The 12,854-nt window shown below is 39.1% G+C and carries 13 protein-coding genes and 2 tRNA genes; 13 read left to right on the top strand and 2 right to left on the bottom strand.

Features of this window, described 5'->3' with window-relative positions; all coding sequences use genetic code 11:
* Positions 1-62: 62 nt before the first annotated feature.
* The 11 genes from VB711_RS08440 to VB711_RS08490 all read left to right on the top strand — a co-directional run bounded on the left by VB711_RS08440 (position 63) and on the right by VB711_RS08490 (position 9,430).
* Positions 63-1,298, top strand: a complete 1,236-nt coding sequence (locus tag VB711_RS08440) for a hypothetical protein (protein WP_323285427.1) — start codon at positions 63-65, stop codon at positions 1,296-1,298.
* Positions 1,299-1,587: 289 nt separating this feature from the next.
* A complete protein-coding gene (ffh, locus tag VB711_RS08445) occupies positions 1,588-3,039 on the top strand; it encodes a signal recognition particle protein (RefSeq protein ID WP_323285428.1) in 1,452 nt (483 codons plus the stop codon).
* Positions 3,040-3,269: 230 nt separating this feature from the next.
* Positions 3,270-3,536 (top strand): 30S ribosomal protein S16, encoded by a 267-nt coding sequence (rpsP, locus tag VB711_RS08450; protein ID WP_323285429.1) that lies wholly within the window; start codon positions 3,270-3,272, stop codon positions 3,534-3,536.
* A gap of 1 nt (position 3,537) precedes the next feature.
* Entirely contained in the window at positions 3,538-3,924 is a 387-nt protein-coding gene (locus tag VB711_RS08455) for a KH domain-containing protein (protein ID WP_323285430.1), read from the top strand.
* A 183-nt stretch (positions 3,925-4,107) separates the two neighbouring features.
* Positions 4,108-5,061, top strand: coding sequence for a PhoH family protein (locus VB711_RS08460; RefSeq protein ID WP_323285431.1), 954 nt, complete (start codon positions 4,108-4,110; stop codon positions 5,059-5,061).
* A 133-nt stretch (positions 5,062-5,194) separates the two neighbouring features.
* A complete protein-coding gene (locus VB711_RS08465; protein ID WP_323285433.1) occupies positions 5,195-5,974 on the top strand; it encodes a DUF4058 family protein in 780 nt (259 codons plus the stop codon).
* 28 nt (positions 5,975-6,002) lie between these two features.
* Positions 6,003-6,407: a ChuX/HutX family heme-like substrate-binding protein gene (locus tag VB711_RS08470; RefSeq protein ID WP_323285499.1), complete on the top strand. Its 405-nt coding sequence runs from the start codon at positions 6,003-6,005 to the stop codon at positions 6,405-6,407.
* A 97-nt stretch (positions 6,408-6,504) separates the two neighbouring features.
* Positions 6,505-7,293: a DUF6816 family protein gene (locus VB711_RS08475; protein WP_323285434.1), complete on the top strand. Its 789-nt coding sequence runs from the start codon at positions 6,505-6,507 to the stop codon at positions 7,291-7,293.
* Between the two features lie 136 nt (positions 7,294-7,429).
* A complete protein-coding gene (locus tag VB711_RS08480) occupies positions 7,430-9,082 on the top strand; it encodes an ABC transporter ATP-binding protein (RefSeq protein WP_323285435.1) in 1,653 nt (550 codons plus the stop codon).
* Between the two features lie 110 nt (positions 9,083-9,192).
* A tRNA-Tyr gene (locus tag VB711_RS08485) sits at positions 9,193-9,275 on the top strand.
* Between the two features lie 83 nt (positions 9,276-9,358).
* Positions 9,359-9,430 (top strand) — tRNA-Thr (locus VB711_RS08490).
* 393 nt (positions 9,431-9,823) lie between these two features.
* Here VB711_RS08490 and gntT read toward each other — a convergent pair.
* Entirely contained in the window at positions 9,824-11,173 is a 1,350-nt protein-coding gene (gntT, locus tag VB711_RS08495) for a guanitoxin biosynthesis MATE family efflux transporter GntT (protein ID WP_323285436.1), read from the bottom strand.
* A 287-nt stretch (positions 11,174-11,460) separates the two neighbouring features.
* Between gntT and sipA the strand changes: the two genes are divergently transcribed.
* Both sipA and VB711_RS08505 read left to right on the top strand, forming a co-directional pair.
* Positions 11,461-11,709 carry a regulatory protein SipA gene (gene sipA / locus VB711_RS08500; RefSeq protein ID WP_323285437.1) on the top strand — a complete coding sequence of 83 codons (249 nt, stop codon included), beginning with the start codon at positions 11,461-11,463 and terminating at the stop codon, positions 11,707-11,709.
* 50 nt (positions 11,710-11,759) lie between these two features.
* A complete protein-coding gene (locus tag VB711_RS08505) occupies positions 11,760-12,314 on the top strand; it encodes a peroxiredoxin (protein WP_323285439.1) in 555 nt (184 codons plus the stop codon).
* A 65-nt stretch (positions 12,315-12,379) separates the two neighbouring features.
* Here the strand turns inward: VB711_RS08505 and VB711_RS08510 are convergent, their stop codons facing one another.
* Complete coding sequence (locus VB711_RS08510; RefSeq protein ID WP_323285440.1) at positions 12,380-12,847, bottom strand: DUF4168 domain-containing protein; 468 nt, start codon at positions 12,845-12,847, stop codon at positions 12,380-12,382.
* Positions 12,848-12,854 lie beyond the last annotated feature (7 nt).

A 12,854-nucleotide genomic window follows, 5' to 3' on the forward strand; every position in this document is an offset into this window, starting at 1 on the left:
TACTGATGAAATTACATCCGGCTATTAAACAGCAGATAATCCTAGTGTAGATTTAAAAAAATATGTTTACCACAATACGTCGATTGTTGAATCAATTATTTAGTAAATCAAGAAAAATCAATAATGAACCACTGAATAAAGTCAGTTTAATCGTTATTATATTAATTGATATTTTCATTTTAGTTAATGTTTTTATCGGACTAAATGATATTAGTCAATGGCATCTTAGCCCTGGACAATCCTATCCATGTTATTCCGAGTGGCAAAATTATCGGACACAAAACAATAAAGATAAAAATTATGAAATTATCAGACAAGGATTATCAGGTTACCAAAACAATCAATATGGTTTTCAGAAAATCTATCAAGAACAAAAACAAGGACGTTTGGGTAAAATTTCTCCAATCTGCTTAGATTATGCTGGATCTAAAGATAAAATTAGAAGTTCTGAAAAACAACAAATTATCAGAACGATTGACAATAAACAAGAGCAAATCAATAGACTGCAACAATCTAACAATAATATTCGTTCTCAATATGATTCAACACTTTTAGAAAAAATTGCAGGTCAGCCTAGAGAACAATCAATTAATCAAATTGGTGCTGAAAAAGCTAGACAAACCTTAGATCAAAATAACCGCCAAATCTCGACAATAACTAAAGAAATAACCCAATTAAAAGATCAATTACTCACCAAGCCAGAAAGTATTGATTTCCTTACAGTTCTCAAAAACGAAAATCAATTTAACCAGGTTGAAGCAGGATATAAACAAGCTGCTTTTTGGTATCCGACTATTCAACTTAGTTTTCAATCTCTGTTTTTAATACCTTTAATTTTTCTAGCCTTATTAGTTCATAATTTTGCCCAAAATAGAGGATATGGACTGATAGCTTTAATTAGCTGGCATTTGCTGGTTGTCTTTTTTATTCCCCTGATTTTGAAAGTATTTGAGTTTCTGCAAATTGGAGTAATCTTTGAATTTTTATCTAATTTAATTGGCTCTCTTTTAGGTGGTTTATTATTCCTGATTAGTTACGTTTATATCTTGGTTGTTCCCCTGGTGGGTTTTGTCATTATCAAATTCTTTCAAAGAGTTGTTTTCAATCCTAAAGTTCAGGCAGTTAACAGAGTACAAAAAATGCGCTGTATCAGTTGCGCTAAAACAATTAGACACAATGATATTTACTGTCCACATTGCGGTTATGATCAATATAGAGAATGTCATCACTGCCATGAACTTACTTACAAAGGTTTAGCCTATTGTAAACATTGCGGAACTTTGCAAGAGCCTATTTAGGACGGGCTAAATTAGGGTATGAAAGTAAATGTTGGGTTTCCTAACGTCAACCCAACCTACCTGATTTAATGTTTTTAGCTTAACCGACAAGTATTGAAATCCATCATCCTTATGTAATAGATTTTGTCAATGCGTATCTCCTAAATCCCATCTCTCAAAAGACTTCCCTACCTTACCTCTGCCGAAAGTTTGTTTGAGCAATTTCCAAAAGCGGCAAATTTGCACTAAAATGGTTATACTCCTAATCCCAGCCGTTCAGACTCCCTCGTTGGCTAAATACTTGTAACTTATGTTTGATGCACTATCTGACCGTTTAGAATCCGCCTGGAAAAAACTGCGGGGAAATAATAAAATATCCCAGTCCAACATTCAAGATGCCTTGCGGGAAGTGCGCCGCGCTTTGTTGGAAGCAGATGTTAACCTCCAGGTAGTCAAAAATTTTATTGCTGAAGTTGAAGCCAAAGCCCAGGGAGCAGATGTAATAGCTGGCGTGCGCCCTGACCAACAGTTTATCAAAATTGTCCATGATGAATTAGTGCAGTTGATGGGGGAAGAAAATGTACCCCTGGCAGAAGTTGAAGGTAGGACTACCGTTGTTCTGATGGCTGGTTTACAAGGTACAGGTAAAACCACCGCCACAGCCAAATTAGCCTTACATTTACGCAAATTAAACCGTAGCTGTTTGTTAGTCGCCACAGACGTATACCGTCCCGCCGCAATTGATCAATTATTGACACTCGGTAAACAAATTGATGTTCCAGTGTTTGAACTGGGAAGTGATGCTGACCCTGTAGAAATCGCCCGTCAAGGTGTGGAACGTGCCAGGGCAGAAGGGTTAAATACCGTTATTATTGATACTGCTGGACGGCTGCAAATCGACGAAGATATGATGGCGGAATTAGCCCGGATTAAGGCAGTTGTCGAACCGGATGAAACCCTGCTGGTAGTGGATTCTATGACCGGGCAAGAGGCCGCCAATCTGACTCGCACCTTTCACGAACAAATTGGGATTACTGGGGCAATTCTGACCAAATTAGATGGTGATAGCCGTGGTGGTGCGGCTTTGTCAGTGCGGCAAATTTCGGGAGCGCCGATTAAATTTGTGGGGGTGGGCGAAAAGGTAGAGGCGTTACAACCATTTTATCCCGATCGCATGGCTTCGCGAATTTTGGGTATGGGTGATGTGCTAACGTTGGTAGAAAAAGCCCAAGAAGAATTTGATTTGGCAGATGCGGAAAAAATGCAGGAAAAAATCCTGTCAGCCAAGTTCGATTTTACCGACTTTCTCAAACAGTTACGGCTACTGAAAAACATGGGTTCATTGGGTGGGATCATGAAGATGATTCCAGGGATGAACAAACTTACTGATGATCAATTAAAGCATGGAGAAACCCAGCTTAAACGTTCCGAAGCGATGATTAATTCCATGACTCGCCATGAACGCCATGATCCCGATTTATTGGCTAGTTCACCGAGTAGGAGACGACGGATTGCGACTGGTTCTGGTTATAGAGAGTCGGATGTGAGTAAATTGGTAGCCGATTTCCAAAAAATGCGATCGCTCATGCAGCAAATGGGTCAAGGTAACTTTCCCGGTATGCCAGGAATGTTTGGTGGTGGCATGGGTGATCCCTTGGGAGCAGGTAATCCTGCCTCTGCTGGCTGGCGCGGCTATCCCGGTGGCGCACCCGGTAAAAAGAAAAAGAAAGAGAAGAAGAAAAAGGGTTTCGGTACTCTTTAGCTTAAACCGAAAAATCTCCCCCTTCGTCAATTTCCCATTAATGCCTCGCAAGTGTTAGAATTAGCATTTTAGAACTGGAAGTATTTGAGGCGAGGTAACTTAGACTAAACTACAAAATATAATAAAAGCCTACATCGTTAGCTTTTTGAATTGCGTAAAGCGGTGTTAGTCAGTTTCTTATATACCAGTGAGAAAATCAGTAAGTAAAAACAGGAGAGCGATTTTTCAACATGATCAAACTGCGCTTGAAGCGATTCGGTAAAAAGCGGGAAGCAAGTTACCGCATTATTGCGATTAACAATCTGTCTCGTCGTGATGGTCGTCCCCTAGAAGAGCTAGGATTTTACAACCCCAGAACCGATGAAGTAAAACTAGATATCCCCGGTATCGTCAGACGATTACAACAAGGTGCTCAACCCACTGACACCGTTCGTCGCATTCTCGTAAAAGCAAATGTTTTTGAACAGGTCCGTGCAACAGCCGCATCAGAAATTTGAAATGAAATCACCAGCAGCCAGTCCCAACTATATTGGGCTGGTGAAGTTTCTCGTTCAGCCATTTCTCGATTTTCCAGACTCTTTAAGCGTTGATTGTGAAATATCTCACACCCTCAAACGCACCTGGATTCGTATCGCTTTTGAAGCCGCAGATAAAGAAAAGGTTTTTGGTCGGGGGGGACGCAATATTCAAGCTATCCGCACAATAATTGCTACCGCCGCCGAATTAGCTGGGCAATCTGTTTACCTAGATATCTATGGCAGCGCAGCCCAAAATCGGGATGGTATCTCTTTTGATGAAGACCCAGAAGAACGAATACCACCACCAAAATCAAGAGACAGAGTTAGCAGCATTCCTAGACCAGTGGCTAAACCCCGCACCCGCTAGGTTCGATAAAATTGTTGTAAGTTCTGAGTCGAGGAGTCAGGAGTCAGGAGTCAGGAGTCAGGAAGAAAGAGGAAGAAGGGGAAGAATAATTCTGTTCCCTGTTCCCTGTTCCCTGTTCCCTGTTCCCTGTTCCCTGTTCCCTGTTCCCTGCCCAAAGTCCTTTATTCCCAATCCCTTTTACCTATGGCAGATGCTTTCACAATTCAACTGCCAAATATCCCCTCCTGTGTCGCGCTAGGGGGATATGGGGAAGAAAATCTCAAACTCCTGTCTCAGCAAACAGGAGCAAATTTAGTATTGCGGGGACAGGAACTACTAATTTCTGGAACTCCCAAGCAGATTGAAATGGCAACGCGATTAGTGCGATCGCTCGAAAATCTTTGGAGTAAAGGCAATAGTATTTCCAGTGCCGACATTTTAACAGCCCGTCAAGCCCTAGAGAGCGATCGCCAAGGTGAACTCCAAGACTTACAGCGAGACATACTCGCCAAAACTCGCTCTGGCCATGAAATCCGCGCCAAAACCTTTCACCAAAAAAAATATATCGAAGCCATCCGTAAACGTGACCTAACTTTCTGCATTGGCCCTGCTGGAACTGGCAAAACCTATCTAGCCGTAGTTATCGCCGTTCAGGAACTCCTCAACAGTCGTTTTGAAAGATTAATTTTAACCCGTCCCGCAGTCGAAGCCGGTGAAAAATTAGGATTTTTACCCGGAGATTTGCAACAAAAAATCAATCCCTATCTCCGTCCCCTTTATGATGCCATCAACGAATTTATCGACCCGGAAAAAGTTCCCAATTTAATAGAACGAGGAGTGATTGAACTAGCACCCCTAGCCTATATGCGGGGACGGACTTTAAATAACGCCTTTATAATCGTTGATGAAGCTCAAAATACCACGCCGGCTCAAATGAAAATGGTCTTGACTCGTTTGGGTTTTGGTTCGCGCATGGTCATTACTGGAGACATCACCCAAACCGATTTACCACACAATCAACAATCAGGTTTAGGCATATCTTTACAAATTTTAAAAAATGTCGAAGGAATTGCCTTTTGCGAATTTACTCAAAAAGATGTCGTCCGCCATCCCTTAGTTCAGCGCATAGTTTCCGCCTACGAACAATACGAGAAATAGTCATAGTAGATAACAGGCAACAGATTTAAAAGTCTTTTATTGTCTGACTTCTATATAAATTATGCTACCATAGTATATAAATCCTAACAACTTAATTATTGTAATTACATCAACTTATATTTTAGTAATTACCATGCCTTCACCCTTTCCTGGTATGAACCCATATCTTGAAGGCTACCTCTGGCCTGACGTTCATAGCGCTTTAGCCAATAAAATTAGACAAATTTTAGTACCAAAACTTCGTCCTAAATATACCGCACGGTTAGAAATTTATTTGGTTGAAGATACAACACCAGAGGGTGAAATCGGTATTTTGTATCCAGATGTAGAAGTTCTTCAAGTAAAACAAAAATACGATTTTTACCCTCCATCCCAAGTACATCAAAGTTCTGTGTTAACTACCCCCGCACCATTAACACTACCTATTTTACAACCAGTTACAGTACGAGTTCCTACTATAGAAATTAGAGATACAGCTAATAACACCTTAGTTACAAGTATTGAAATTCTGTCACCAGTTAACAAACGTGAACCAGGATTAACTCAATATCGCCAAAAACGCCAGCGCCTTTATAATGCTAATGTGCATCTAATTGAGATAGATTTATTAAGACGGGGTACCAGACCCTTTCAACATCCCCATATTCCTGATGTTTCTTATTTAATCTCCTTGATTCGCGCTTATTCTGGTGTGGTGAATATTTGGACTATCAAGTTACAAGATCGTCTACCTATTATTCCCATACCATTGCATACCCCTGATACTGATATTGCTCTCGATTTACAAGATGCACTTCATACTATATTTGATGAAGCGGCTTATGATTTATCTATTGACTATAATCAGTTACCCCCTCCTCCGCCAATTAATATGGTTGATGCGGAATGGATACAGACCTTATTAAAAACTTAAATTTGGTAATTTACCTGAAATCAACATGATGAAAGCTAACTTCAAAGAATTTTTAGAAGCTTGTGAAACCTTGGGAACTGTGCGTTTAATCGTTACCAGCAGTGCGGCTGTTTTAGAAGCTAGAGGAAAAATAGAAAAGCTATTTTATGCAGAATTATCCAAAGGTAAATACGCAAATATGCACACCGAAGGCTTTGAATTTCACTTAAACATGGAAAAAATCACCCAGGTGAAATTTGAAACGGGTTCAGCAAAAAGAGGTAATTTTCCCACCTACGCTATCCGGTTTTTAGATGAAACACAAGAACCAGCCTTGAGCATATTTTTACAATGGGGTAAACCCGGTGAATACGAACCAGGACAAATAGAGGCTTGGGAAACTTTAAGAGAAAAATATGGCGAAATTTGGCAACCTTTACCAATAGAAATTTAATCCTGCTAAAAGCAGCACTTCGCTAACGCTTGCGTCAGCTGATCAACTATCCTACTGTACAATAGGGATTCTATGGATAGATTAGAACAGTAATTTTATGTTTTTTATCAGTGTGCTTTGGAGTTTTTGCTTACTACTTTTACTCTTACTAGGAAATGGAGAAGCGCAAGCTGGAGAATTAGCCGAACGGTTAGCAAATTTTCCCCAATGGGAAAAATTAACATCAGTTAAACCAGCCAAGGGAGACTTAGTTTACCCTGAATGGATGGCTGGTACTTGGGAAGTTAAGAGTACATTAATAGATTTAGCAGCACCTTTAGCACCTGATATTATTACGCCCGGATTTGAGGGGAATCGTAGCCAATTAAACCAAGCTGTGAGTTTTTTAGTCAGATTTATCAAAGTTAAAGCACCTATTTCGGGATTGAAATTCATTCCTCAACTAGATCAAAAAACTGAACTTTTAGTCGCTGATAGAACATTTAATAGTTTGAATTTAGTAAAAGCTTATTTAGGCAATAATTCTGTCTTATCGGTTAAGATAGATCCAAAATCTCCTAATCGTCAAATTACCTTTCTTAGAGGAGAAAGTCAATTAGTTTCCTTGATTACTGCACGCGCTACAGAAAGTCCTAGCGATGATCAATTTATTACTACAGAGACATTTCAACAATTATTTAAGGGTAATTCTAATCCTTACTTTAACACGGTAGAATCTACGACAGCCTATAGGTTAATGTTAACATCAAATCCAAAAATAGTAGCCGATCAAGTTACGGCTGTTTATCTTTCTCCCCAAGATCCAGATTATTTTAAAGCAGGTTTTCGACCAGTAGCACTGTATCGTTATCACCTTGATTTTTTCCCGTATACACAAATTCAGTAAATACAAAAATAACTGGTAACTCAGGTTATTAATGTAGCAGTTGTATAACTTCTGAATTAATTTATCTATTGCGATATAATCCAAAAGAATGATTAGTAGTCCAAGTCAAGACTCGCGCTTTTGGAGATTGTTTATCATGCCAAAATTTCGAGATATTTTCATTTATTTTCGTAAAGATTGGAAATTGAGTGTTTTTAGTATTGCTGCATCTAGTATTTATGAAATGATAGATTTGGTTGTTCCCTATGCGATTGGACAGATTTTAAATGTTTTATCTAATCAGCCGTTAGATCAACCAATACAAAGAGCGATCGCTCTTGTTTCTCAACTCACCAATCACCCCATTAATAAACCCCTAGCATTAGCAGTATTACTAGGTTTAATCTTCCTTGTCACCGTAGTTAAAGCACCAACACAACCTTGGTTAACTAATTGGTTTCATTGGGATATACCATTGAGAGCGCGTCGTGATCAAACTCAAACGACCATAGCTAAAATTCTGACTCTCCCCCTAGAATTTTATGATGAAAATAACCCCGGACGGATTGCTGGTAGAGTAGCTAGAGGTCTAGCTAATCATACTTGGAGTTATCCAGAAATTGCAGGACAATTGATTCCCAAATTTTGGCGAGTATTAGCAATTTTTGCCGTTATCTGCTTTATAGAATGGCGAATTGCTATTTTATTTTTCATTTCTTTTATCAGTTTAAATCGTGAATTACAAGTTACTAATTATCGCATTCATAAAGGTTATGTAAAATTAGCAACTTGGCAAAAAACTGTAATTCAGTTTTGTGTGTTTATGATTTTGAGTTTGACCTTAGTAGCCACAGTCAACGGTAAAATATCCCTTGGTCATTTTATTATGACCCTAACCCTTTCTAGCATGGCCTATGCAGAATTAGAACCCATTAGCGCCTTAGCTGAAGTTTTTGCTCGTCGTTATTCTTCAATGTTGCGCTTTCATGAATTTCTGCAACAGCCAACAGTATCAGATTCAGATAGCCTTTTATCAGAACAAGAACAAACAGAATCACCCTACACATTTACTGGTAAGGTAGAATTTTCTCACGTTAGTTTTGGCTATGATGCTAATCAGCCAGTTTTACAAGATATTAATTTATTGATTGAGCCATATCAAACAGTAGCATTAGTAGGAAAATCCGGTTCAGGAAAATCAACTTTAGTCAAACTACTATTGCGCTATTTTGAACCCCAAACAGGTCAAATTTTAATTGATGGTCAAGATATTTCTAGTTTAGATACAGGTAAGTATCGACGAAGATTAGCGATCGTTCATCAAGAAGTAGACGTTTTTAACGGTACCATCTTAGATAACCTCAAATATGGTAGAACAAACGCCACTTTCGAGCAAGTTCAAGAAGCCTGTAGAATTGCTAGAGTTGATGAAATAGTCCAGCAACTATCCCAAGGTTATTATACCGTTGTCGGAGAACGTGGTGTGAGGTTATCAGGTGGACAAAGACAACGGTTAGGAATTGCTAGAGCTTTGCTAGTAGAACCAGATGTATTAGTTTTTGACGAAGCAACCTCCAGTTTAGATTACGAATCTGAGCGTTCAATTCAACTAGCTATGCGCTCAATTCAAGGAACTCGCACCACAATCATCATCGCTCATCGTCTCAGCACCGTCCGAGAAGCCGACAAAATCGTGGTTTTAGACCAGGGAAAAATTGCAGAAATCGGTAGCCACACCGAACTCTTACTCCAAAAAGGCATTTACCACCGCTTACACTCCCTGCAAGAAAACGGTGAGTTTATAGAGTAATTCTTGAAAACCCAGTCTGTGCAAGCAATCCAGTTTCTCAAACTAATATTTTTCAAAACCCTTGCCATTTCTAAAAACCAATGCTATGATTAGTAATCGTGAGACTACATGGGTCGGTGTCCGAGTGGTTAATGGAGACGGACTGTAAATCCGTTGGTTTGCGCCTACGCTGGTTCAAATCCAGCCCGGCCCACTGTCTCGCTAATTATGAGTTATAATCATTGAGAGAGTAAAATTTTTCATCATTCTAACTCATAAAATCAAAATACAAATTTCGCCCGTGTGGCTCAGTGGTAGAGCACACCCTTGGTAAGGGTGAGGTCACGAGTTCAATCCTCGTCACGGGCTTTGCTAAAGCGTCAGTGTTTTATCGGAATCGCTCTTTGGGAAAAACTTTTTGGTTTACTGTGAATGTAGCAAGATAAATAAAATTAGAGCCAAGTTTCTTTACGAGATAGACATAGATAATCCTACTAATAATCATCCTCGAAATTAATTGTTGAAAAATCTATTTATTCAACCTTGATAATTAGGGCGGACAGGATGCCCACCCCACAAGAGTTTTATGAAATTTGGATTTGTAGATTAGATATTAAGCGGCTTACTAAGTTGTTATTATTATACTAACCAAAAGAGCGATGAGCTTGTGAGGAATACACCAATAGTAGTAACGAGCGCTTATCTTCCGTTAGCTTGCGATCGCCCCAGTTGTGTGGTTGGTATAGCTCACTTTGATCAATCCTATAGTGATTGCAGATTTTCGAGTTTTTGACTGGCAAATGTGCGGGGAACTTGTATCCCCAGAGTAACCATAATAGTTGTCATGTACGAAACAATAGTTGCCCAGAGAAGATGATTATTGTGGAAATACCATCCAGCGATCGCTATAGGAACAAAACCCAAGAAAAAGGCTAATAAAACGGCATTCCGTAGAGTTACACCTTCCTTTAAACCGATGAAATAACCTTCTAAAATGAAAGCGATCGCTGTAATTACCAACACAGGCAATAACCAGATTGTGTAATTAGTAATATCCTGACTCACTTCTAAATGATTGGTTAACAACCCAAATACCTGATCTGGATAAAAAATAGAAACAACAGCAAAAGTAAAAGCAATTACCAAACTGGTGAAAACAGAAACAATAAGTAAAGGAATCATCTGTTGTGTCATCCCTTTGCTTTTAAAATTTCCCGTCAAAGTTTGAATTGTCACCCCTACCCCTTGCACTGCAAACTGACTTAAAAAGACAATTTGGATCAGCAAACCGTTTTCTGCTAAAATATTAGTCCCCATTAACGCACTCAAATTAGTGAAGATGGCGTAAGTGGAAACCATTGCCACATATCTAATGAGGATATTACTGTTAAAGGCTATAATATCTTTAATCGCTACCCAATCAAAAAACTCTTCCAGTGCCGTTGGTAAAGCTGACCACGAAATATTGAAACAAGCCCACACCAAACCAATTCCCAAGGCTAAATACTGACTAATTGCCGTTGCTAGTCCCGCTCCCATACTAGCCCAGTCCCACTTAACAATCATTAAATAGTCCAGCAGCACGTTAGAACCGTTACCAACAATAGACATTAATAACACCACCCCATTCATCTCTCGCCCCAAAAACCAACCAAATAGGGCAAAATTGAGCAAAACAGCCGGCGCTCCCCAAATTCTGCCGCTAAAATAATCAATTCCCGAAGCTTCAATCTCTGGAGAACCACCGAGAATGGTAAATCCCAGCTTTTGTAAGGGGTATTGGAGTAACAGGATTAGTAGACCAAATGTGAGAGCGATCGCCCCACTGCGTAACCCAGCTAATAACACCGCTTTCGGGTCATCCAATCCAGCAGCTTGGGCAGCGATCGCATTAGTGCTTGACCTCAGAAACTTTAATACCCGGTAAAGATAATCAAATAGAATAGTTGCAAGAATTACACCAGCTAAGTGACGAATATCTGCTAAATGTCCCAGAAAAGCAATATCAACCAAACCTGCTAGGGGAACCATCAGATTAGAAAGTACACTTACACTTGCTAGTCGGAAAAAACGCCCTACAAAGTTATACTTAGTTAGAACAGCAAATGACATAAATATATTATAGATAAGTCACGAATCAGAAGTCAGGAGTTAAGAGTCTCTTGCGATAAGGCTTTTACTGTAGATTCTGTATCTCATATCTCATTCAAGTGCATACCGCTATATATGGATAAATTCCCTCTGCTGAAATTCATCTAAGTCCGAACCCCTTCAGTTTAAGAACTTCCAAAAAATAAACTGTCCAAAACAAGACAAACGAAGCTATTTAATTAATTTCTTCCAAAAAAAGTTAGAATTTTTAAGTAATAAGTAATATAAAATTTTGAACTTCTGGCAAAATGTCTAAAGAATTTCCTATTGGTACTAAAGTCCGCGTTGTAGCACTACCACCCTACATCAAAACTGCTGAACCTATGCCCATGCTGCGTCCCCCCGATGTCATCCACCTTGGCGAAGAAGGTATAGTTATTGACCGTCGCCCCGGAGGATATTGGGGTGTGCGCTTTAGCAAAGGAGCTTTTTTGATAGATAGTCAATACATCGAAACTACAGAAAATTCTCCCGAATCTCAACCAAAGTCAGAATAACCGCAACCAAGAATGTTAACTTATGTTAAGTTCTGATTCTGGTTTACACAATGACTACCCGACGCAATTTTATTAACCTCATATTTACTACTTGTTTCATCTTCCTCAGTTGGTTGAACTTCACCCCTACAGCCAATGCACTAGGTGGCAAACTGCCCGCAATTAACCAACCCGCGCCAGAATTTACCTTACCGACCAATACAGGAGATGGTAAAATTTCTCTTTCCGACTTACGCGGTAAATGGGTAGTGATGTATTTTTATCCCAAAGACTTTACATCTGGCTGTACAATTGAAGCACGTCGTTTTCAGCAAGACTTACCCAAGTATTTAGAAAAAAACGCCCAAATCATTGGTGTCAGTGCTGATGATATTGATTCCCATGCCGAATTTTGTGACTCAGAGGGGTTAAAATTTCCCCTTTTAGCTGATACAAATGGGGCTGTGAGTAAGGCTTATGGTTCTTGGATTGGTTATTTATCTATGCGCCATAGTTTTATCATTGATCCTCAAGGTATTCTGCGGGAAACTTTTGTCAAAGTTAACCCTAGTATTCACAGCAGAGAAGTTTTAGAGAGACTTCAAGAATTGCAAGCAGCTTCTTAAAACTAATCAAGATATAGATCCCCGACTAATTTGATAAGTTGGGGATCTGGGGATGATGATCGAGATCATGGTTTTTTTTGCAACTCCAATAATATATTATATATTTGCTGTTTTAAAGTATTGTTATTTGGTATTTCCATAGTAATTTTGTTGAACAGATCACTTGTTAACCCATTAGCTTCAACTATTTTTTGAGACTTGTTACAGTAATTAACTGCAATATCTCGAATATTATTAGGAAGAGCATCTATGGTTTTAGATTCATGGCAAACAATTTTCGGAACTTCTTTACCACCAATTAATTTTTTAATTTTTTCTAGAGCTTCTTGACGAGCAGGTTCCATTGCTAATACAGCTTGAGCATAGTTCCTGATTTCTGTATTATTAACCTTTAAAGTTTGAGCAGCAACTTGAGAACTCCAACCTAAAGTCCCAGAAATCAAACCAGTGAGCGATAGAGTAGACAATACCAATAATTTAGATAACATTTGCTGTAAACCAGTGGGAACAAAGACACAGTAGATTTTCTGCATAAAACTA

The sequence above is a fragment of the Cronbergia sp. UHCC 0137 genome (genome assembly GCF_034932285.1).
Classification (GTDB): domain Bacteria; phylum Cyanobacteriota; class Cyanobacteriia; order Cyanobacteriales; family Nostocaceae; genus Cronbergia.